This window comes from Devosia sp. GW821-FHT12F11, from assembly GCF_058806655.1.
Genome location: NZ_JBXAPX010000001.1, coordinates 19708 through 40146 on the forward strand (window position 1 = coordinate 19708; position 20439 = coordinate 40146).

Consider the following 20439-nt stretch of genomic DNA (forward strand, 5'->3'; position numbering starts at 1 on the left):
CCGATACCAGGATCGACCCGGGCACTCATCGCGACAACCCATGCGATTTGGGACGGAACAGTCGATCCCGCACCGTCCCAAACCTCCGATTACCCCCCCCCGACAGGATGGGCGCGGATAGTCCGCCCCGCCATCCCGTCGGGGCCCTGAGCTTGGGCGCGATCGCTCCCGTCAGCTACCAGGACCGCTTGTCCCAGAGGTCCAGCGCATCGGCGCCGGCAGGGAAGCGCAACTGCCCCGTCGTGTCGTGCGCGGCCCGCCACACGGCCTCGGCCACATCGCTCTCCCGGGTGGACGCAGCCGGGCGGGCGCTAAAGATTCGGTTGCGTGGGCAGCGTAGGCGGCCGGAACGTGGGCGGCGAAGTCGAATGCCGAGTTCTGTGCGAAGCGCGTACTGAGTCCGAGCCCCGGCTCGACCAGCTTCACCTTGAGGCCGAATGGCGCGAGCTCGGGCACCAGTGCTTCCGAAAACCCCTCGATGGCCGTCTTGCTCGCCGTATAGGGCGCGGCGAATGGGAAGGCGGCCAGAGTCGCCGACGAGGTGACGTTCACCACGAGCCCACGTCCCCGCTCGCGCATTGCCGGCAGCACTGCCTGGATCATCGCCATCACGCCGAAGGTGTTCGTCTCGAAGATGCGGCGGATGTCGCTCAGCGACGCAGCCTCGAAAGCGCCGCCCATCCCCACGCCGGCATTATTGACCAGCACATCGATCGGACCAGCCGCCACGATGCATGCGGCGATGCTGGTAGGGTCAGTGACGTCGAGCGGCAGCAACCGCATGCGATCGGACTCTGGCAGGATGCCGGGTTCGGGCCGACGCATCGTGGCGACGACGCTCCAGCCCCGCTGGTGAAAATGGTGCGCCGTCTCGCGGCCATAGCCCGAGGATGCGCCGGTGATAAGGATCGTGCTCATGATGCTCTTTCAGTTGGTCTTGCTGAGGATGCGGCCAAGCCAGTCGCTGCGCGTCCGGCGCGCCACGGTGGACAGTTGGGCTTGCGGAAACAGCGCGTCGAAGCCGTGGAAGCCGCCGGGCCATACATGCAGCTCGGCTTCACCGCCTGCCGCCCAGATCCGGCTCGCATAGGCGGTGTCTTCGTCGCGGAACACTTCGGCCGAGCCGGTGTCGATGAAGGTCGGCGGCAGGTTGGCGAGATCGGTCGCCAGCGCCGGCGACACATAGGCTGGAACGCCTGGGTCGTCGCCGAGCACCGAGCGCCAGCCGAAGGCATTGGCGTCGCGCGTCCAGGTGGCGGGACCCTCGCTGTACTGGCCGCTCGACACCGTGTCGTTGCGATGGTCGAGCATGGGGCAGATCAGCACCTGTGCCGCGATCGCCGGACCGCCACGGTCGCGGGCAAGCAGCGTCATGCCGGCAGTCAATCCACCTCCTGCACTGGCGCCTGCCACGATGATGCGTTCGGGGTCGATGCCGAGTTCTGCGGCGTGCGCCGCAACCCACACGAGACCGGCATAACAGTCCTCGACCAGCGTCGTGCCGTTCGCTTCCGGCGCCAGCCGATAGTCGAGCGTCATCACCACCGCGTCGAAGCGCTCGAGCCAGTCCAGCGGAATGTCGAGATTGGCGAAGCGGTCGCCCATCACCATGCCGCCGCCATGCAGCCAGTAGATGCAGGGCGCGGCGACATCGAGCCCGGTCGGGCGGAACATCGATAGCGGCAGTTCGGCGCCGTCGGCGGCCGATATCGTCAGTTCACGCCGTTCGATCGAACGGCCTTCGAGAAACGCTTCGGCCGGCATCCGGTACTGGCGCAGCAGGGGCAGAGTGCCGGCATCGAGCGACGGCGCCGCCGGCAGTTGCGCCAGCAGCCGAGCCAGTTCGGCGTCGAGGGCGGGGCGAGACAGAGTCATGATATCGTCCTTGGGAAAGCGATGCTCACGCCGGATGGCGCGAAAGGCGTCGCGGGGGGATCGGGGGGCGCTGCTTTGAGGAAAGGTTCAGAGACTTTCCCGCCTCGAAAGCGCGACGAACTCAATGATCTAGAGGGCGGCTTTGCCGCCGAGCGGCACCTCATCGGCGTAGCTCGTGTCGACGACCAGCGGGCCGAACTCGGCGGTGTAGGCTTTCGCCACGTCGCTGCCGAAGAAGCGGCCATGCGCCTCCTTGCTGGACCAGCCCTCGGTGACGAAGACGAGGTCCGGATTGCTGGCTGAACGGCCGATCAGGAAGACGGCGCAATCGTCATTGTTGAGCGACGGAGCGCGCCGCAGCAGTGCGACGAGGGCGTCGCCTTTGCCCGGATGGGCGGTCATTGCGGCATGAAAGCCGTGCTTGATGATCATTTGAGTGTCCTCGAAGCCGGTCGGCCCATTGCTCGCCGGCATCGACACCAAACCATCTCCCGCGGCGAAGGTGGTAGAACCGGGCTATCGTTGACTTGCCTAATCCTACCGCATCTGGGAGAATCATTTGAACAGCGCCCTGTCCTCCGCTACGCAGACACCATGCAGATCGACGAACTCAGAAGCCTTATCTCGCGCCACGCCAGGCCCGACGGTTCCACGCCGGTCGACGGCGTGATGATCGCGCGGCACGATGCCTCCGTGCAGGAGTTCGCGACCAGTGGCACGGTGATGGCGCTCATTGCGCAGGGCGAGAAGCGCATCGCGCTGGGCGAGCGGGTCTATCGCTATGGCGTCGGCCAGTACCTGGTGGCCTCGATCGATCTGCCGATCACCGGCCAGTTCGTCGGCGCCAGCCCCGAGCAGCCCGCACTCGGCTTCGGCATGCTGCTGCACCCGCCCAGCATTGCCGAGTTGCTGTTGCAGGCCGGGTCAGGCAGCGCCCGCCGATCCGCCGGCGCGGCGCCCTCCAGCATGATCGTCAGCGACGCCCCGGCAGAACTGCTCGACGCGGTATTGCGGCTGCTGCGGCTGCTCGACCGGCCGCGCGACCTCGATGTGCTGGCGCCGCTGATCAAACGCGAAATCCTGTGGTGGCTGATCGTCGGAGAACAGGGCGCAGCGGTGCGCCAACTCGGCCTCGCCGACAGCAGTTTGAGCCACGTCGCCCGCGCCGTGCGCTGGATACGTGAGCACCATGCCCGCTCGTTCCGCGTCGAGGAAGTTGCCGAAGTCTGCGGCATGAGCGCCTCGGCGTTCTACCGCAATTTCCAGGCGGTGACGGCGATGAGCCCCATCCAGTTCCAGAAGCAGATCCGCCTGCAGGAAGCTCGGCTGCAGCTGGTGGCGCATCCCGATGATGTGGCCGGCGTGGGCTTCCGGGTCGGCTATGAAAGCCCCTCACAATTCAGCCGCGAGTATCGCCGCCAGTTCGGCGCGCCTCCCAGTCTGGACGCTGAGAGGTTGCGTGGCCTCACCACCGGCGCCATGCCTGCGGTCGTGTAATCGGCTCCGGCTTGGAGACCCGCGCAGGCCGAAGTCCCGGTACCGACGGGCAACCGACGACGCCACGGCGTCTTGCGTTCGACCATGGACCTTCATCAGCCCGCCGTTGGTGTCGCCCCGGCCGTTGCCGGCGCTACCCCAGCGCCCCCTTGAGGGTTTCCAGCGGGGTCTCGTGGAAGAGCTGTGCGTAGTAGGCCGAGAAGCGTCCAAGGTGAAAGAAGCCCGCCTCCATTGCCACCTGCGCCACGGTTTTCGGTGTCCGGCCGGACTGCAGGATGGCACGGCGCGCCCGGTCGAGGCGGTAGATCCGCAGCCAGGTGCGGGGGGTAACGCCGGCGGCATCGAGGAAGGCGCCCCTGAGCACATGTTCCGGCACATTTAGGTATGCCGCCAGGTCGGCGACGCCGAGGACCTGATCCGGGTCGTCCATCACCCGGCTCCTGGCCCGCTTGAACAGGGAATAGGAATAGGTCTCGCGCGGCCGCTTGTCGGACTCCGCCACGATCATCCTGCTGCAGACCTCCCACACTCTGTCGGCGATCATGCCGGGCAGGACCTGCTCCATGGCGCCGGGCGATTGTCGCATGGTGGTGGGCGCGGAAGACAGTACCGACAAGGCCCAATCGGCGAGGTCGTTCGTACCGGGATAGCCGGCGACGGCCCTGATCGGCTCGACCTGCCTAAGATCGAGGTCGGGCAACAGCGCTTCGTCGACGATGAGATAGCAGACGCGACTGTCTCCCGGCGCGCTCGCAACATCGAGCACATTGCCGCCGCGATGAAAGAACAACTGAGCCGATTGTGGTTGCCCGTTCAACCGCCGCGCCACCACGCGGGGGTGGAGGATCAGCACCAGCTTTCCGGGAGGCGGCGACGAGGTCTGCGCGACTTCGACGTTCAGTCGCTCCTCCCCGATCGACACCCGGCCGAAATCCACCGACGAGGTCGTTCCTTCGAACCGCCCGCTGCTCATCTGCCGGTATCGCTGCTCCCAGCCTTTCAGCGCGACCTCCTGCTCGGAGGCGTCGGCATGCGTGGCAATGGTCAGCGTCCCGGTGTTTCGCAACGGTGGTTTCTCCAGCCGGAAATGGGTAGCTCCTGCCTACCAACAGAGCAATACAAATGAATGCCTAAATTTCGTGCATTGGTTTTTGGGAAAGTGGATTTCCGACCCGTGGCGGGTTTGGTCGATTGCCGTCTCCTCATTCATGGAGACCTTGATGGCTACCAAACTGTCAGCCCTGCTCGGCGCTGCCTGCCTTGTCGGCGGCATCGCCGGGCCGGCATGTGCACTCGCGCAGGACACCCAGTTCGTTCCCGAAACGCCGACGGCAAAGGAGGCGATGGATCCAGGCCCGAACGTGTTCGTGAACATGCAGAACTGGGGCGGCGGGCCCAGCGCCATCTATATCTACTCAGCCGACGACCTTAAGCTGAAGGGCAGCGTCAGCGGTGGGGCGCAGAGCCATTTCACCACCTCCAGGGACGGCAAGACCATCTACCTGGTCTCCGGCTTCTACTCCCGCCTCGCCTCGGGCAGTGGCGAGCACGTGCTGCAGATCTTCGATGTGGCCACCAACCGCATCCAGAAGGAAATCGTCCTGCCCTTCAAGGTGACGCAGTACACCGACGATCGCGCCCTACTGCAGCTAAGCGCCGATGAGCGCTTCCTCTATGTGCAGAACGCCACGCCGGCGACTTCGGTCACCGTGGTCGACCTGAGCAAGGGGGAAGTGGTTCAGGAAGTGCCCTCGCCGGGCTGCTACGGCATCTACCCGGCCACCGCGGGCTACAGCTACTCGACCATCTGCAACGACGGCGCCTTCACGACGTTCACGCTCACCTCCGAAGGCACGGCCTTCGAAAGCAAGAAGAGCGAAAAGATCTTCGACGTCGATGCCGACCCGCTCTATCTCGCCTCCGAGCGGGTCGACGGGGACCTGCTGTTCATCTCCTATCACGCCAATGTCTACCAGCTGTCGGACAGCGACGGCGTGGTCAAGAAACTCAGCGTCACCCCGATTGCCGAGGGCATCGACGGCAACTGGGGCACGTCGGGCTACAGCGTCGTCACCTATAACGACGCGAACGGCATCCTGTTCGTGCCGATGGCGCCCGACCATCACGACGGCAGCCACTATCACGGCGCCAAGGAAGTCTGGGCCTATGACCTGAAGAACAAGGAGCTGCTCTATCGCTCCAACGTGGATGGTCTCAACGCCGTCTATGTAACCGACGCCGCTATTCCCGTGCTCTACGGCCTCAGCATCGGCGATCGGAAGATCTACCGCTACGACGTGGATCCGGCGGCGAGGTTCGCGGCCAAGAAGGTGGCGGAGCACGCCGATTTCGGTTTTGCGACGACGCTGACGAGTTCTCCCTGATGGAGAGCTCGTTCGCCTCCCTCGCTTCGGCAACCATCACCGTGTTCATCGCGCTGATCTTTGCCTGGGCCGCCGTGCACAAGCTGACCGAATTCACCGAGTTCACCGGCTTCGTCAACGATTACCGGCTGCTGGGCGAGCGACTTGTTCGCCCCGCTTCCATGGCGATCGTGGCCGCGGAAATCGCGGTCGTGGCGCTGCAGCTGGTGCCCGGCGGCCAGTTGCCCGGGCTGGCGATCGCGGCGGGCATGCTCGTTCTCTACGCGGTGGCCATGGCGTTCAACATCCGACGTGGCCGCACCCACATCGAGTGCGGTTGCGGCGGCGCGGTACAGCCACTGTCCTGGGCCTTGGTCGTCAGGAATGCCGTTCTGGTGCTGCTCGCCGGCCTCGCCATGCTGACCGGCCCGCTCAACCTGGATATCGGGGGCACGATCACCGCAATCGCCTGCGGCCTCGCCACCTGGGTGGTGTTTCTGCTCGCCGAACAAATCCTCGCAAACTCATCCCTCGCGCGTCTGACGCGCTGACCAGGTGAATACCATGAACCTCATCTATTTCGCGCTGGCTGCCCTGCTTCTCATGGTCGTGGCGCTGACCGTCGGCCTGCTCGCACTCGGTCGCCAGATCGGCATCCTGTTCGAGCGGGTCTCGCCGATGGGCGCTCTCGTCAACGATTCCGGCCCCGAGGTGGGACAGCAGACGCCGCTGTTCAGCCTCTCCAGCCTGACCGGCGGCATGGTGTCGATCGGACCCAAGCCCAACCGCTCGACGCTGGTCTTCTTCGTTTCGCCCACCTGCCCGGTCTGCAAGAAGTTGCTGCCCATCGTCGACTCGGTGCGCAAAGCCGAGGGCAATTGGCTGGACGTAGTGCTGGCGAGCGACGGCGAGAAGGCCCAGCACCAGCGCTTCATCGAAACCGCCAAGCTGTCGAACTTCCCCTATGTCGTGTCGACCGAGCTTGGCCTCGCCTATCGTGTGGCGCGCCTGCCCTATGCGGTGCTGCTCGACCAGCACGGCACCATCCGGGCCAAGGGCCTGATCAACAGCCGCGAGCAGTTCGACAGCCTGTTCAACGCCTATGACCTCAAGGTCGGGTCCATCCAGTCCTACCTCGACCAGCAGCCAGCAGTTCAGCACTGACCCTGCCCGGACCGGCCCCTACGCCGGTCGGGCGCAGTTTTTCCTCACGACGGAGAGCCGATATGGCCAAGTTTTTCGACAACCTGATGGAGTGGGTGGACACGATGGCAGAGGCGCGCACGCGCCGGATTGCCAGCGTTGCCGGCCGACGGAGTTTCCTGCAGAAGGCCGGCTGGGCGCTGGTCGGCGGCGCCGTGCTGCCCATGCTGCCCTATGACAACTCGAACGGTGTCGCGTTCGCCCGCGGCCTGGGTGAGCCGGACGAGATCCCCACCGATTGCGAGTACTGGCGCTATTGCTCGCTGCACGGCACCCTGTGCACCCAGTGCGGCGGCAGCATCACCCAGTGCCCGCCCGGCTCCACGCCCTCCAAGGTCGCGTGGGTGGGCACCTGCCGCAACCCCAACGACGACAAGGACTACCTGGTGTCCTACAACGATTGCTGCGGCAAGGGTGGGGATTGCGGCGATGGCTGCTCGCGCCAGGAAGGCGATCGCCCGGGCTACCGCATGGGGCTGGCCAGCGAGTCCAGCTGGTGTGTCGCCAACACCGACAAGGGCATCCACTGCACGCTGGCTGTCGTGGTCGGTATCGCCCAATGAGGCTTTTACTTATCGCAACCGGACTGGCGCTGTTGACGGCGCCGGTCCTCGCCGACGACGCCGGCCGCGTGCTGTTCGACGACAATTGCAGTGGCTGCCACCAGATCGGCGGCATCGGTTCTCCGGGTCTGGCGCCGCCGCTGGTCGACGCCGCGCTGTTTGCCGGGTTTGGTGAGGGCGCCTCCACCTATGTCGCCGGTGTGCTGCTCGGGGGCCTGTCCGGTCAGATCGTCGCCAATGGCGAAGTCTATGCCGGATTGGCCATGCCATCGCAGAGCTCGATGACCGACGAGGAACTTGCAGCTGTGGCCAACTACGTACTGGGCGAGTTGAACGGACTGGACGCGCGACTGGCGGCATCCACGGTGGCCGAAATGCGCGCCAAGCCGCCCAGCCACGTCGAACTGCAGGCGCTGCGGCAGGAGGCCGCGCCATGAAGCGCTTACTCGCGGCGGCGCTGCTGCTGGCGGGAACCGCGCCCGGTCAAACCGCCGAGCGGACGCCTCAGACCAACTATGTCCTCAAGTGCATCGGCTGCCACCTTCAGGATGGCTCGGGTCTGCCCAGCGCAGGCATACCCGACTTCGTCGGCAAGGTCGGTGTCTTTGCCCGGCTGCCCGAAGGCCGCGCCTATCTGCTCCACGTCCCCGGAGTGATCGGCTCGAGCCTGACGGACAAGGAGATTGCCGACCTGCTCAACTACGTGATGGAGATCTATGCGGGGGACTCGCTACCCGTCCCGTTCGAGCCGTTCACCGCCGATGCGGTGACAGCGCTGCGCGCGACCGAGATCGGCAACGTGGTCAAGTACCGCCGGGTGGTCGCCGACAAGCTGGCCGAAGACGGCATCGAGGTTCCGGACTACCCGTGGCCGTGAGCAGGCAAAGCCGGAGCCGATGCCTCAAGATGCCGTGGCGGCCCGGGCGATAGCCGACTGGCGGGACCGCCACGGGGCCAGGTGCGGCGAGCGCCCTCTTGCCGGTTGCGGGCAACTGGGCAAACATGAGCCGCTTGGCGTGTCTTCAGAGGTGGCGGATCTGGCGTGACGGAACAGCTTTTGGGCGCGAAGCTTGCCGAGGGCGCCTGCGCCGAGATCTACGCCTGGGGCGCCGGCGACAGCAAAGTCGTCAAGCTGGCCAAACCGAACACCAACCTGTTTGCCCTCGAGCGTGAACTTCGCCATTGCCACATCGCCTGGCGACTTGGCCTGTCCGTACCCCAACCCTATGATCTGGTGCAGGCGAACGGGCGCCATGGCATCGTTTTCGCACGGGCGACCGGGGACACCCTCCTGCAAAAGTTTGCGGGCTACGCACTGTCCACGGCGTCCCGGCCAGTGCCTGATGCCGGGCCAGACTACCTCGAGGCCCGGACCACGGCGCGAACCTTGCATCTCATCCACAGCAAGACTTCCGACGACTTACCAGGGCAACGCGCCAGCCTCGAGCGTGACATCCGGCGCACTGACCACCTGACGGACGGAGAAAAGGATGCGGTGATCGGCCTGCTCGAGGCGTTGCCGCACAAGCGGCAGCTCTGCCACGGCGATCCCAATCCCGGAAACTTCCTGCTGACAGAAGGCGGTGTCGTCATCGTCGATTGGAACAATGCGACGCTGGGCAACCCGGAAGCCGACCTGGCCGAGTACGTTCTGATGCTCCGCCATGCCAGGCTGCCGCATGGCGCACCGCCGGAGGTCGTCGGCCTGTTCGAGGCCACTCGCGAGCATTCCATCCGCCTGTTCACGACGGAGTATCAAAGCCTGACCGGCATCGGGGAGGCGGAGATCGATCCCTGGCTGGGGCCCATCGCCGCACGAAAGCTCGCGGCCGACGCCATAACGGAAACCGAACGGGACGCCCTGGTCTCGGAGGTTCGGCAACGGCTGCGCCAGGCCGGACCGGATTTGCCGGAGACCCGATAGTCCCGGAGCCGGCAGAGCTACCGCCTGCTCATGCCCTGGCCTCACACACCGTTTCATCTGAGCGGTGAGAGTATCTAGGCATGCGCCGGCTCCGGCCGACGCACCTCGGTGTGGACGGCAATGTCGGGGTTCGCCGGAAAGAACAGATTGGTGATCCACACCAGGCCATCTGCTGCACTCAGCTCGACCAGCCCGCGATCGACAAAGATCGTGACGTCGAGCCGGCCGGTTTCCGGCCAGGCCAGATCGACTGAGTAGTCGTGCGCGAACTGATCCATCCCCGGCACCATGTCGCGCACCGTGCGGATGCTGCCGCGGCTGGCGCTGTCGCGCCGCACCAGGTAATGCGGCCGCCCCTCGCCGAACAGCGTTATGACGAGTTCCTCGCCGACCGTCAGATCGGCGATCAGATCGACCCGGCTGGTGCCGGCCAGATCGTCGGCCCCGATGATCTGCTGGACTGCCAGGGGCACGCGGGCAGCGACCCGTAGCCCGTCGGCAGTCTCGACCAGATGCAACTCTCGCGGCAGGGACATGACGCCGCGGAATGCCTCGGTCGGCGTTTGCCTGGCATAGAGCCAGTTGCTCGCCCAGGCGATGGCCGTGGGCGTTTCTGTGCCGCCACGCTCGAAGAACGTCTGGGCTGCGTAGTAGTCGCGGCCATAGTCGAGCCAAAGCTCGGTTTCGGCCGGATTGCTGTTGGTGAAGCGCGTTCCGTCGAAGTGACCGAGGAAATACTGGGTCCCCGACCCCGGCGCATAGCCGCCGGGGTTGAGACCAACGATCAGCCCCCAGGTCATCTCCCCATCGGGAGCCCTCAATGGCACCAGGTCGGGACACTCCCAGGGGCCAGGGCTGTGGCGGCCATGCCCCACCCCGAAGCTTGAGAGATAGTCCCAGTCCTTGAGGTTGCCGGAGCCGTAAAACCCGATGGACTGTCCCTCCGTCACCAGCATGATCCAGCGGCCGGTCGGCGCGTGCCAGATCACTTTGGGATCACGGAACGCGGCGAGACCCGGATTCGGCACGACCGGATTTGCCCGATCGGCCTCGAAGCGGCTCGCTGAATGGTCGGCATGAACGAGGCACTGGACCTGGTGGTCCGCACCCTCCGGGGTGCGGCTGTGGGCGGTGTAGAACAGTTTCACCTCGCCCTCGCCGGTCTCCACGGCGCTGCCCGAAAAGCAGGTGCCCAATCCCGTGGGATAGAGGGCGACGGGCTGTTCGTCCCAATGGACGAGATCCGTGCTCGTGGCATGCCCCCAGTGCATCGGCCCATGACTGGTGCTGTCCGGATCGTGCTGGAAGAACAGATGCCACACACCGTCGATGCGGATCATGCCGTTGGGATCGTTCATCCAACCGGCGCGCGGCGAGAAATGCAGGTTCGGGCGGTATATTTCGGTCATGAACTAGCCTTTGACGCCCGAACTCATCACCGAGGCGATGAACTGGCGTTGCATAATGAGGAAGAACAGGATGACGGGAATGGCCATCGACACCGCGAAGGCCATGATGTTGCCCCAGGCCGCCTGGTTGGTGCCGAAATAGGCGGACATCGCCACCGAGAGCGGCCGGTATTCGGGCCCACGGGTCACCATGACCGGCCACAGATAGGCGTTCCAGATCTCCAGGAACTGCAGCACCGCGATGGCCGAAATCACCGGCCTGGACAGCGGCATGGCGATGTGACGGTAGGTCTGGAAAAAGGAGAAGCCGTCGATCCGCGCCGCCTCGATCAGCTCCTTGGGCAGCCGCGAGAAGAACTGGTAGAACAGAAAGATCGACATGGCGTTGGCAACGCCCGGCACGATCTGCACCTGATAGCTGTCCACCTGTCCCAACCAGCCCGCCATCATCAGTTGCGGCAGCACCAGGCTTTCCCCCGGCACGGCCAGCGTGGCGAGGATGAGGATCATCACCGCCTTGCGGATCGGCAAGGTGCCCTGTGCCAAGACGAACGCAGCCATCGAATTGAACAGGATCGACAGGGTGAGCGTCGACAAGGTGATGAGTGCGGTGTTCGCCAGATAGCGGGGGAACGGATGCACAGGATCGGTCCAGACCTCCACATAGTTCTCGAGCGAGAACACCTGCGGGATGAACGAGCGGATCGACCCCATCGAGACCATGATGTCCTGCTCGTTGGGATTGAGGCTGATGGTGACCATCATCAGCAATGGCAGCAATACGCCCAGCGCCAGAACAAGCGCGAACAACGCCGGCAGGATCGCTTCGCGGGGAATGCGCATCATGCTTCCCCTTCGTTCTTGAGCGCCCGGCGTTGCAGCAGTGCAATGGCGGTGACGGCGAGGAAGAAGAACACCGCAATGGCCGAGGCGTAGCCGACCTTCTGCGTCGCATAGCCCTGCTTGAACAGGTAGTGGATGATCGTCGTCGTGGCGCCGTTGGGCCCGCCCTTGGTCAGAATATCGACCTGGGTGAAGAGCTTGAGCGCCCCCACCGTGGTGATGATCAAGAGGAAGATGTTGACGTTCCTCAGCCCCGGCCAGGTGACATGGAGGAAGCGCTCCCACGCGTTGGCGCCATCGAGCTTTGCGGCCTCGTAGAGCTCGCCCGGGATGTCCTGCAGGCCGGCGAGGTAGATCAGCATCTGGTACGGGAACGTCGCCCAGGCCGACAGCGCGACGATGGAAAGCATCGCGGTGGCGGGGTTGCCAAGGAAATCAACGTAGCTCCCGGAGCCGGCAAACCACTGGTAGACCGCGTTGAACGGTCCAGCGGGGATGCGGAACAGCACGGCCCAGATCGACACGATAACCGTCATCGGCAGCAGCAGGGGCAGGATGGCCACCGACCGGAAGAAACTGCGGAACGGAATGGCCGAATTCAGAGCCATTGCCGCGCCAAGCGACAGGGCGAGCTGCACCGGCGTCACCACCAGTGCGAACAGCACGGTGTTCCAGATCGCCTGCCAGAACAGGGGATCGACGAACATGCGCTGGTAATTCGTCGTGCCGATGAACTTGGTCGGGATCGGCCGGGGGACCAGCCGCTGGTCCGTGAAAGAGAACCAGATCGAGAGCAGAAACGGCACGACGATGAGCGCGATGATGAAGATCAACGCGGGGAGCAGCATGGCCAGTTCCTGGCCATGGCTGCGGGTTCTGATGCGCATGATGGTCTCCTCGGGCCGACGACATTGCCCAGTCCTGGCGCGTTCGCGAGTCGGCCCCTCCCCAATAGAGAGGGGATTGGAGAAGGGGCCAGGGCTCGACGAGCCCCCCTCGGCCCCGTTGCGGGAGCCGAAAGGACGAAGCTTCGACTACTGGCCGAAGGGCGGGTAGCCGTCGTTGTCGGCAATATCCTGGTCGATGGTCTTGGCGGCGCGATCGAGCTCGGCCTTTACATCGACATCCCCCGACAGGATGTTGACCACGGCCGTGGCCCAGGCGCTGGTGATCATCGGATAGGCCGGATGCACCGGCCGGACCACCGCACAGCAGGCCGCCAGCTTGGCGAAGAGCTCGCCTTCACCGCCGGCGCCATAGGTCTTCGACAGGGGAATTGCCGAGGCGCGCGCCGGTACATAGCCGGTGATGTCGGCATAGGCGGCGACCTGCTCGCTCGACATCGCGTAGTTGAGGAACACCTTGATATCTTCGAGGTTGGTCGAACTCGCCGGCACCGCCCAACCCCAGCCGCCATTGGCCGAGATCGGCCCGGCTGCGCCGAACTTCGGCGGCGGAATCAGCACCAGATCGTCGCCCAGCCCTTCACGGTGCGCAGGCCACATCCAGTTCCCGACCCACGACAAGGCCGCGGTCTTTTCGCCGTAGAACTTGTTGTCGCCGGCGCTCGCCGGCACGATCCAGCCGTTCTTGTTCCAGCTCTGCAGCTCGGTCAGCGTATCGACATTGGCCTCGGAGTTGATCGCTCCCTCGGCGACCCAGGTCTGGCGATCGATGATGTCGCCGCCATTGGACTGCGCAAAGGGCGAGAAGCCGTAGGTCATCCACTCGCCGGCGCCGTAGTTCATCTTGACGTCGAGCGGCCACTCGACCTCCGGCAACGCATCGAGCTTTGCCAGCGCCTCGGCCATCTCCTCACGAGACCAGGCGTCTTCGATCGAGGTCGGAATGCGGACGCCCGCCTTGTCGAGGAGCGCCTTGTTGCCCCACAGGATGGTGCCCGAGTCATAGGGGCTGACGAAGTAGAATGTCTGCTCGGGCCCATAGGTGCCCTGCGCCTTGATGGCCGGGAGCAGATCCTCGAGGATCGCGGGATCGAGCAGATCTCCGATCGGCTGAATCGTGCCGGCCCAGGCGACGGAGGCCATGTTGGGGCCATCCAGCATGATCACATCGGGCAGATCGCCCGAAAGCGTCGCCGCCTGGATTGCCTCGTTGTAGCTGGGGATTGGCACCACATCGAGGGAGATACCCTGGGCGCCGTACTTGGCGTTGAAGGTCTCTTCCAGCTGAGTGAAATAGGGCTTCTCGCTATCGCCGTCGATGACCCAGGCTGTGAGTTGGCCGGCCAGAGCGTGCGAGGACGTCAGGCAGGCGGCCAGGGCCACCCCCGCGTACAGGGCATGCTTCATCTGTTGTCTCCTCCAAGAGCGCGTCGTCGTTCATTGACAACGTGAGACAATTGATAATGTACATTGTCTCACGTTGTCAATCGCGTCGGCGATCATCAGAAATGCCGCCGTATCAGAGGGACTGGCGTTCGATGAATTTGCCTTTGAGTCGAAGGACTTGATTGCCGGCGACACCATCGATGGCGAGGGTCATCGCCATCCTGCCCATGTCGTAGTAAGGCAGTTCCATCGTGGACAGACCGGGCTGCAGCAGGCCGGCGATGGGGTCGAGGTTGTCGAAGCTGGCGACGGCAACATCCTTGCCCACCTTGAGACCGAGCTCCGCCAGAACGAAGTAGACGTTCATCGCCAGGATGTCTTGCCCGCAGATGATCAGGTCCGGGGGCGCATCTCCGGCAAAGAGCCTGGGCAGGATCTGGTCGGCGATGAACACCGGGGGCGTACCGACCTTGGAGATGACCGCTGAATGGATGTCGGCCGCCACGTCATGACCCAGCGCCGCGGCGGCATCGACGAAGCCTCTCGCCCGCAGGTGGCTCGCGACGATGTCGGTCGAGAGATTGAGGAAGACGGGGCGCCGATAACCACGCTCGAAAATGACCCGGGTGAGGTCATGGGCGAGCTGATAGTCGTCAGGCAAAACCGCTGGATGGCGGCCAAAGCCATCGAAACAATTCAGCAGCACATGCGGCGTATCGCCGGGCGCGATGTCTATTCGCTGATGGAACACCGCCGCGTAGATCACCGCTTCCGCGCGGAAGGCGGCGAGCTGGCTGTCAGCCAACGTCGCGCTGGACGTGCCGCGCTCGATGTTGAACAGCATCATCTGCTTGCCGCGTTCCCAGGCCACATCCTGCGCTCCGCGCACCAGGTCGATGGAGGACGTGGTCGTGGTCACTCCATCGGCGAGAAAACCAATGATGTTGCTGCGTTGTGAGCGCATCATCCGCGCCGCCTGCGAGGGCTCGTAGCCGATCTCGGCAATGATCGCTTCGATCCGGGCTCGCGTTTCGGCGTTCACCAGCGGGTCGCGATTGATCACTCGAGATACGGTCTTGAGCGAGGTCTTGGCGCGGCGGGCAATTTCGCGTTGCGTGGTCGTCAAGACAATGGCTCGCGTTGGACAATGCCGTGCATCCGTCGCATACCCTGTCACATACGACAAGCCGCGCGGCGAGCACCAGGAGTCCGCAAGCCACCGGGAGACGCCGGCCTCCGGATGCTCTGAGTCCACTGCACCCGCACGATCTGCCGACCATGCGGCCCTTGTCCCTCAATTCGAGCTGACGGGGGGCGAAGCACTGGACGTCAGGGATTGAGAAGGTCGTCCGCCACCACGGCCGTTACCAGCCAGCGGTCTTTTCCCAGCCGGCGTAGACGGGTGAATCCGGCCTGCTCGAACATAGCCAGGTTCCCATTATGGAGAAAGGACGCCGACACCGAGCGGCCTTCGGTGTCCTCGGGAAAGCTCTCCACCAGCCCACCGCCTAACCGGGCGATCTCGCGCAATGCACCGGCCAGCGCCGCGGCAGCCACGCCGCGCCGGCGCTGTGCCTTGTCGACGAACAGGCAGGTGATACGCCAGTCCGCCAACGGCGCCGACTCTGCCTCATAGGCCCGTCGCGCCTTGATACGCGGCAATTCGGCGGGCGAGCCGAACTGGCACCAGCCCACGCAGGTCTCGCCGTCGAACACCAGCGCCGCATGCGCCTCACCACGCTGCACGCGGTCCTGCTTGTCGGTCCGGTTCCGCGCGGGCGGCCGGTCCTTCCCCACCCCCTCGGCGTGGAACGCCATGCACCAGCAACCGCCCCACACGCCGTTGCTGCGCTCCACCAGCGCGGCGAAAGCCGGCCAGGTGCCGGGATCGAGCGGTCTTGTCGAGAAGCTGGTCATCGCTCCCTCGCCGAGGCTGAGAGCCGCATCAGGCCGCAAACCGCGACCCGATGCAACCGGGCAGCCTGACCGGGTGGCGGGCTATTTGATACCCTTTTCGGTGATGCCCTTCTCGGCCCTGACCGCCGGCCCCTGCAGCCGCGGCGATGCCAGCTCGGCGGCAACACCGAGCGTCGTGCCGGTGCGCACCACATACTGGTTGTTGCAGTCGCCACCGACCTTGCGCGGCGGAGTTACAACCGTCCAGCCACCAGTGGAGCTGGGCGGAATCTCATTGCCCCAACGGTCGATGCACATCCATTCGCCGTCCTTCGTCACGTAGATCGTGCCCGTCTGGAAGGCCATCGCATTGCCGCTGAGCGACGAAATGGCGACAACCGAAAGCGCGAGGATAATGGCACGGCGCATAGCAATTCTCCCGTACTAAACTATTGATTGAACGAGGATATCCTCGGCTTCGCCAACTGAATGTCACCTGAACGCATCCCTCTGGATTTCGCTCAGCTGGTCGCACCCCGTTGACAACGCCATCTGCATCACGCTGATATGTGGGATCGATCTCATGTCGAGCTCCCATGGCGACGATTACCGATGTCTCGAAGAAGGCCGGGGTTTCCCGATCCACCGTTTCACGGCTGATCGCCGGCAACGGCTATGTCTCGGACGAAGCCCGCAAGGCGGTCGAAGCGGCCATCCGGGAACTCGGCTATCGCCCCAATACCATGGCGCGCGGTCTGCGCTCCAACCGATCCGACATCATCGGCGGGGTCGTCGTCAACGTCTCGAGCCCGTTCTATGCCCAGATGATCGGCGGCATGCAGGAAACCGCCCGCAGCGTTGGCAAGAGCATCATCGTCGCGTCCGGCTACGCCGATCGCGACGAGGAGGCGCATGCCATCATCGAGCTGCTCGACCGGGCCTGCGACGGGTTGATCCTCTATCTCGAAAATGCGTTGCGCGATGACGTGCTGGAGATCATTGCGCGGTCCAAGACCCCGGTGGTCACCGTCGGCGGCAACGAGTGCCCGCCAGCGCGGGCGCGCGTCACTATCGACAACGCCACCGGCGCCGAGGCCGGCATGCGCCTGCTGCTGGAACAGGGCCACCGCCACATCGCCTATCTGTCGGGCGGCACCATCTATCGCGACACGCACGAGCGCCTCAGCGGCATCGATGCGGCACTGGCCGGCTTCGGGCTTGCCCGCGACGACATCTATGTCGAGCATGGCAGCTTCTCGGAAACCTTCGGCCAGCAGGCGACCGCCCGGCTACTGGTCGAGCGCCCCGAGACCACCGCCATTTTCGCTGGCGACGACGACGTCGCGGCCGGCGCGCTGCTGGCGCTGAAGGCCGCCGGCAGGCGGGTCCCCGAGGAGATCTCGCTGCTCGGTTTCGACGACAATTTCCACGCCCGGCATCTGACCCCCGGCCTCACCACGGTGCGCCAGCCGGTCGACGAGGCCGGCCGCGTCGCCACTCGGCTGCTGCTCTCCATCCTCGATGGCGAGCCGCCCGCTGCACCCGTCATCACCATCCCCACCGAACTGATCCTGCGCCAGAGCGTCGGCCCGGTCCGGAGCCTTTCGCCGACGCCCCGCACTGCCGCGCCGGCGCTGACTGCGAGTTGACCAGAGCGAAATCAGTATCTCGCGACGAAACCAGGACTACGCCTCAGGAGCTTCTTCGACTGCAAACGGCTGATCGATATGGGATCGATCTCACAGGGAGAGACAAAGCCATGCACCGACTGCGTTTACTGACCCTTCTCGCCACCACCGCGCTTACGAGCGCTACCCTTGCCACCACGGCCGACGCCGAGGTGATCATCCGCATCGCTCCGGTCCACACCGATGCGCATGTCGAGAACTACAACCCCTACAATCTCACCGGCCCGCACGCCTATGTGCAGGATTTCGCCTATGAGCCGCTGTGGATCGACAATGTCTGGCACCCGGACAACGATTTCCCGGCGCTCGCCACCTCATATGAAGTCGGCGCCGACCTGAAGAGCGTCACCTACCACCTGCGTGAGGGCGTCAAGTGGTCCGACGGCGAGCCGTTCAGCGCCGCCGACGTGGTCTTCACCTTCAATTACGCCAAGGCGCATCTCGATTTCCCCATCGGCTACGACATCTACAATGCCGAAAAGGACACCGGCTCGATCGTCGACGTGGTGGCGGTCGATGACCACACCGTCCGCTTCGAGCTGAAGACCGCCGACTCGCTGGCGCGCCTCAATATCGGCCCGGTCTTCCCGCTGCCCGAGCATATCTGGAAGGACATTGCCGACCCGGTGAACTACGCCAACCCCAAGGTGGTGGCGACCGGCCCGTTCACCGAGGTGCGCGATTTCTCGCGCAATGCCTTCAAGCTCTGCAAGAACCCGCTCTATCGCGAAGCCGCCGAGGTGAAGGTCGACTGCATCGAATACCCGCAGCTGAGCGACAACCTGCAGGTGATCGCCGCCATCACCAATGGCGACCTCGACTGGGCCACCGACGGCATCACCGATCCCGAGATCACTTACGCCTCGAAGAGCCCGGACAACCACTACTGGCTGCCGCCCGACGCCGGCACCAACCTGCAGCTCAACACCACCAAGGCGCCGTTCAACAACCTCGAATTCAGGAAGGCCATGTCGATGGCCATCGACCGCGGCACGCTGGTCGATATCGCCACCTTCGGGTTGACCACGCCGGCCGAGTACCCGATCGGCGAGGGCATGTTCTACAAGGACTGGATCGATACCGCGGCGCTGGCGCCCTACCAGTATCTGATGACCTATGATCCCGAGGCGGCCAAGAAAGTGCTCGATGACGCCGGCTTCGTCGACAAGGACGGCGATGGCTGGCGCGACAACCCCGACGGCACCCCGATCGCCTTCAAGATGGCGGTGCCGGCCGGCTGGGACGACTGGGTGAACACGCTGCAGACCGTCTCGGAGAACCTGCAGGACATCGGCATCAACGGCGAGATGGAGACACCCGAGGAAGGCGCCTGGTTCGACAATATCCCGACCGGCAATTTCGACGTCTACATCATGTGGACCAACCTGAGCTCGACCCCCTGGTTCACCTATTATTCGATGTTCAACCCGCGCTCGATGGTGCCGGGCACGCTCAACGAGCAGGCCATGCACCAGATGAAGATCCCGGGCATCGAGGCTGATCTGGCCGCCATCAGCGCCACCGCCGATGTCGCGGTGCAGAAGGAAAAGATCACCTCGGTGATGAAGCAGGTGGCCGAGAACCTGCCGGTGATCACGCTGTTCTCGAACCCCGCCTGGTACGAGTATTCGACCCGCAACTTCACCGGCTGGCCGGACGAGTCCAACGCCTGGGCCCGCCCCAACAACCCCGCCGGCATCCACGAACGCGTCAAGGTGCTGCTGAGCCTGACGCCGGTGGCGAAGTAGGCTGATCTCGGATGGCCCTGCATGACGCCGGGCCATCCCTCTCGACTGCGCATCCCCCACCGGCAGGCAGACAGGAACAGGAATGGCCTTCCTCCTCCGCAGACTTGGCTTCTATTTCGGGGCGTTCTTCGTCGCGATCACCCTCAACTTCCTGATCCCGCGGCTGATGCCCGGCGATCCGGCGACCCGCATCCTGCTGTCACTGCGCGGCAAGCTCCGGCCCGACCAGATCGACGCCATCCGCAAGACCTATGGCTTCGAGGGTTCGCTGTGGGACCAGTACCTGCAATATCTCTGGCGCCTCGCACATTTCGATTTCGGCATCTCGACCGTCAACTTCCCCGAGCCGACGGCGAGCCTCTTGTTCTACGCCGCGGGCTGGACGCTGGTGCTTGTCGGCGCCGCCACCGCGCTTTCCTTCGGCATCGGCATCACCATGGGCATCTGGTCGGCCTGGCGGCGTGGCGGCTTCTTCGACACCTTCTTCACCCCGATCAACGTCATGCTCAACGCCTTCACCCCAGCGGTCGTGGCGCTGCTGCTCTGGTACGCCTTCACCATGCAGTGGCCGATCTTCCCGCTCGGCCGGGCCCACGAGATGAACCTCACCCCCGGCTTCAACCTCGAAACGCTGCTCAGCGTCGCCTGGCATGCTGTGCTGCCGGTCGCCTCGATCGTCATCGTCAGCTTCGGCGCCTGGCACCTGGGCATGCGCAACACCATGATCAACCTGCTCAACGAGGATTTCGTGCTGCTCGCCAAGGCCAAGGGTCTATCCGACCGGCGCATCCGCATCCGCTACGTGGCACGCAACGCCATCCTGCCGCAGATCACCTCGCTGGCGCTGTCGATCGGCTTTGTGCTGGGCGGCGCCTTCATCACCGAGGTGGTGTTCAACTACCCCGGGCTCGGCAAGTTCACCCTCAATGCCATCCAGACCCGTGATTACTCCTTCATCCAGGCGCAACTGATCCTGCTGACCATGAGCGTGCTCGTCGCCAACCTCGCCTCCGACGTCCTCAACGTCATCCTCGACCCACGTCTGCGTTCGGCAGGGAGGGCATGATGATGGCTCTGCGCAACCTGACCCCCACCCCTGTCCCCTCCCCGCAAGGCCGGGCAATCACATATCCGGTGCG

The 20439-nt window shown here is 64.6% G+C and carries 21 protein-coding genes and 1 pseudogene; 11 read left to right on the plus strand and 11 right to left on the minus strand.

Annotation, left to right across the window (positions count from 1 at the left end):
* Nucleotides 1-175 precede the first annotated feature (175 nt).
* From AC1ROK_RS00155 to AC1ROK_RS00165, 3 genes and pseudogenes are all read right to left on the minus strand, one after another.
* A pseudogene (locus AC1ROK_RS00155) lies at nt 176-918 on the minus strand (SDR family oxidoreductase).
* Nucleotides 919-927: 9 nt separating this feature from the next.
* The gene (locus AC1ROK_RS00160) at nt 928-1875 is read right to left on the minus strand and encodes an alpha/beta hydrolase (RefSeq protein ID WP_492842642.1); all 948 of its coding nucleotides are present in this window, start codon (nt 1873-1875) and stop codon (nt 928-930) included.
* Between the two features lie 129 nt (nt 1876-2004).
* Complete coding sequence (locus AC1ROK_RS00165; RefSeq protein WP_492842644.1) at nt 2005-2307, minus strand: putative quinol monooxygenase; 303 nt, start codon at nt 2305-2307, stop codon at nt 2005-2007.
* 162 nt (nt 2308-2469) lie between these two features.
* Between AC1ROK_RS00165 and AC1ROK_RS00170 the strand changes: the two genes are divergently transcribed.
* Nucleotides 2470-3372, plus strand: coding sequence for an AraC family transcriptional regulator (locus tag AC1ROK_RS00170; RefSeq protein ID WP_492842646.1), 903 nt, complete (start codon nt 2470-2472; stop codon nt 3370-3372).
* Nucleotides 3373-3505: 133 nt separating this feature from the next.
* On the opposite strand, the gene AC1ROK_RS00175 is transcribed toward AC1ROK_RS00170, so the two are convergent.
* The gene (locus AC1ROK_RS00175; protein ID WP_492842648.1) at nt 3506-4438 is read right to left on the minus strand and encodes a helix-turn-helix domain-containing protein; all 933 of its coding nucleotides are present in this window, start codon (nt 4436-4438) and stop codon (nt 3506-3508) included.
* A 154-nt stretch (nt 4439-4592) separates the two neighbouring features.
* Between AC1ROK_RS00175 and AC1ROK_RS00180 the strand changes: the two genes are divergently transcribed.
* The 7 genes from AC1ROK_RS00180 (at nt 4593) to AC1ROK_RS00210 (ending at nt 9425) form a co-directional block, all read left to right on the plus strand.
* Nucleotides 4593-5756, plus strand: coding sequence for an amine dehydrogenase large subunit (locus tag AC1ROK_RS00180; protein ID WP_492842650.1), 1164 nt, complete (start codon nt 4593-4595; stop codon nt 5754-5756).
* Nucleotides 5756-6286, plus strand: a complete 531-nt coding sequence (locus AC1ROK_RS00185; protein ID WP_492842652.1) for a MauE/DoxX family redox-associated membrane protein — start codon at nt 5756-5758, stop codon at nt 6284-6286. Before AC1ROK_RS00180 ends, AC1ROK_RS00185 begins: the two co-directional genes overlap by 1 nt.
* A 13-nt stretch (nt 6287-6299) precedes the next feature.
* Entirely contained in the window at nt 6300-6899 is a 600-nt protein-coding gene (gene mauD, locus AC1ROK_RS00190) for a methylamine dehydrogenase accessory protein MauD (RefSeq protein ID WP_492842654.1), read from the plus strand.
* A gap of 62 nt (nt 6900-6961) precedes the next feature.
* Nucleotides 6962-7501, plus strand: coding sequence for a methylamine dehydrogenase light chain (locus tag AC1ROK_RS00195; protein WP_492842656.1), 540 nt, complete (start codon nt 6962-6964; stop codon nt 7499-7501).
* Nucleotides 7498-7938 (plus strand): c-type cytochrome, encoded by a 441-nt coding sequence (locus AC1ROK_RS00200; RefSeq protein WP_492842658.1) that lies wholly within the window; start codon nt 7498-7500, stop codon nt 7936-7938. Before AC1ROK_RS00195 ends, AC1ROK_RS00200 begins: the two co-directional genes overlap by 4 nt.
* Nucleotides 7935-8378, plus strand: a complete 444-nt coding sequence (locus AC1ROK_RS00205; protein ID WP_492842660.1) for a c-type cytochrome — start codon at nt 7935-7937, stop codon at nt 8376-8378. Before AC1ROK_RS00200 ends, AC1ROK_RS00205 begins: the two co-directional genes overlap by 4 nt.
* A 165-nt stretch (nt 8379-8543) precedes the next feature.
* Nucleotides 8544-9425 carry a phosphotransferase family protein gene (locus tag AC1ROK_RS00210; protein ID WP_492842662.1) on the plus strand — a complete coding sequence of 294 codons (882 nt, stop codon included), beginning with the start codon at nt 8544-8546 and terminating at the stop codon, nt 9423-9425.
* Nucleotides 9426-9499: 74 nt separating this feature from the next.
* On the opposite strand, the gene AC1ROK_RS00215 is transcribed toward AC1ROK_RS00210, so the two are convergent.
* The 7 genes from AC1ROK_RS00215 to AC1ROK_RS00245 form a co-directional block, all read right to left on the minus strand.
* Nucleotides 9500-10834, minus strand: a complete 1335-nt coding sequence (locus AC1ROK_RS00215) for a glycoside hydrolase family 32 protein (protein WP_492842664.1) — start codon at nt 10832-10834, stop codon at nt 9500-9502.
* Between the two features lie 3 nt (nt 10835-10837).
* Nucleotides 10838-11680: a carbohydrate ABC transporter permease gene (locus tag AC1ROK_RS00220; protein WP_492842666.1), complete on the minus strand. Its 843-nt coding sequence runs from the start codon at nt 11678-11680 to the stop codon at nt 10838-10840.
* Nucleotides 11677-12564, minus strand: a complete 888-nt coding sequence (locus tag AC1ROK_RS00225) for a carbohydrate ABC transporter permease (RefSeq protein WP_492842667.1) — start codon at nt 12562-12564, stop codon at nt 11677-11679. Before AC1ROK_RS00225 ends, AC1ROK_RS00220 begins: the two co-directional genes overlap by 4 nt.
* A 147-nt stretch (nt 12565-12711) precedes the next feature.
* Complete coding sequence (locus tag AC1ROK_RS00230; protein WP_492842669.1) at nt 12712-13989, minus strand: sugar ABC transporter substrate-binding protein; 1278 nt, start codon at nt 13987-13989, stop codon at nt 12712-12714.
* Between the two features lie 112 nt (nt 13990-14101).
* Nucleotides 14102-15094: a LacI family DNA-binding transcriptional regulator gene (locus tag AC1ROK_RS00235; protein ID WP_492842671.1), complete on the minus strand. Its 993-nt coding sequence runs from the start codon at nt 15092-15094 to the stop codon at nt 14102-14104.
* Between the two features lie 203 nt (nt 15095-15297).
* A complete protein-coding gene (locus AC1ROK_RS00240) occupies nt 15298-15885 on the minus strand; it encodes a GNAT family N-acetyltransferase (protein WP_492842673.1) in 588 nt (195 codons plus the stop codon).
* Nucleotides 15886-15966: 81 nt separating this feature from the next.
* Nucleotides 15967-16293, minus strand: coding sequence for a hypothetical protein (locus AC1ROK_RS00245; protein ID WP_492842675.1), 327 nt, complete (start codon nt 16291-16293; stop codon nt 15967-15969).
* A gap of 167 nt (nt 16294-16460) precedes the next feature.
* On the opposite strand from AC1ROK_RS00245, the gene AC1ROK_RS00250 reads away from it, so the two are divergent.
* From AC1ROK_RS00250 to AC1ROK_RS00260, 3 genes are all read left to right on the plus strand, one after another.
* Entirely contained in the window at nt 16461-17513 is a 1053-nt protein-coding gene (locus AC1ROK_RS00250) for a LacI family DNA-binding transcriptional regulator (protein WP_492842677.1), read from the plus strand.
* 110 nt (nt 17514-17623) lie between these two features.
* Complete coding sequence (locus AC1ROK_RS00255; protein WP_492842679.1) at nt 17624-19300, plus strand: ABC transporter substrate-binding protein; 1677 nt, start codon at nt 17624-17626, stop codon at nt 19298-19300.
* Nucleotides 19301-19382: 82 nt separating this feature from the next.
* Entirely contained in the window at nt 19383-20366 is a 984-nt protein-coding gene (locus tag AC1ROK_RS00260; protein WP_492842681.1) for an ABC transporter permease, read from the plus strand.
* Nucleotides 20367-20439 lie beyond the last annotated feature (73 nt).

What these genes read in the sequence shown, in the direction of transcription:
- AC1ROK_RS00230 (WP_492842669.1), bottom strand. Translation starts at nt 13,989, where the DNA reads ATGAAGCATGCCCTGTACGCGGGGGTGGCCCTGGCCGCCTGCCTGACG.
- AC1ROK_RS00240 (WP_492842673.1), bottom strand. Translation starts at nt 15,885, where the DNA reads ATGACCAGCTTCTCGACAAGACCGCTCGATCCCGGCACCTGGCCGGCT.
- AC1ROK_RS00170 (WP_492842646.1), top strand. Translation starts at nt 2,470, where the DNA reads ATGCAGATCGACGAACTCAGAAGCCTTATCTCGCGCCACGCCAGGCCC.
- AC1ROK_RS00205 (WP_492842660.1), top strand. Translation starts at nt 7,935, where the DNA reads ATGAAGCGCTTACTCGCGGCGGCGCTGCTGCTGGCGGGAACCGCGCCC.
- AC1ROK_RS00180 (WP_492842650.1), top strand. Translation starts at nt 4,593, where the DNA reads ATGGCTACCAAACTGTCAGCCCTGCTCGGCGCTGCCTGCCTTGTCGGC.
- AC1ROK_RS00255 (WP_492842679.1), top strand. Translation starts at nt 17,624, where the DNA reads ATGCACCGACTGCGTTTACTGACCCTTCTCGCCACCACCGCGCTTACG.
- AC1ROK_RS00220 (WP_492842666.1), bottom strand. Translation starts at nt 11,680, where the DNA reads ATGATGCGCATTCCCCGCGAAGCGATCCTGCCGGCGTTGTTCGCGCTT.
- AC1ROK_RS00160 (WP_492842642.1), bottom strand. Translation starts at nt 1,875, where the DNA reads ATGACTCTGTCTCGCCCCGCCCTCGACGCCGAACTGGCTCGGCTGCTG.
- AC1ROK_RS00195 (WP_492842656.1), top strand. Translation starts at nt 6,962, where the DNA reads ATGGCCAAGTTTTTCGACAACCTGATGGAGTGGGTGGACACGATGGCA.
- AC1ROK_RS00245 (WP_492842675.1), bottom strand. Translation starts at nt 16,293, where the DNA reads ATGCGCCGTGCCATTATCCTCGCGCTTTCGGTTGTCGCCATTTCGTCG.
- AC1ROK_RS00260 (WP_492842681.1), top strand. Translation starts at nt 19,383, where the DNA reads ATGGCCTTCCTCCTCCGCAGACTTGGCTTCTATTTCGGGGCGTTCTTC.
- AC1ROK_RS00250 (WP_492842677.1), top strand. Translation starts at nt 16,461, where the DNA reads ATGGCGACGATTACCGATGTCTCGAAGAAGGCCGGGGTTTCCCGATCC.
- AC1ROK_RS00165 (WP_492842644.1), bottom strand. Translation starts at nt 2,307, where the DNA reads ATGATCATCAAGCACGGCTTTCATGCCGCAATGACCGCCCATCCGGGC.
- AC1ROK_RS00200 (WP_492842658.1), top strand. Translation starts at nt 7,498, where the DNA reads ATGAGGCTTTTACTTATCGCAACCGGACTGGCGCTGTTGACGGCGCCG.
- AC1ROK_RS00225 (WP_492842667.1), bottom strand. Translation starts at nt 12,564, where the DNA reads ATGCGCATCAGAACCCGCAGCCATGGCCAGGAACTGGCCATGCTGCTC.
- AC1ROK_RS00185 (WP_492842652.1), top strand. Translation starts at nt 5,756, where the DNA reads ATGGAGAGCTCGTTCGCCTCCCTCGCTTCGGCAACCATCACCGTGTTC.
- mauD (WP_492842654.1), top strand. Translation starts at nt 6,300, where the DNA reads ATGAACCTCATCTATTTCGCGCTGGCTGCCCTGCTTCTCATGGTCGTG.
- AC1ROK_RS00215 (WP_492842664.1), bottom strand. Translation starts at nt 10,834, where the DNA reads ATGACCGAAATATACCGCCCGAACCTGCATTTCTCGCCGCGCGCCGGT.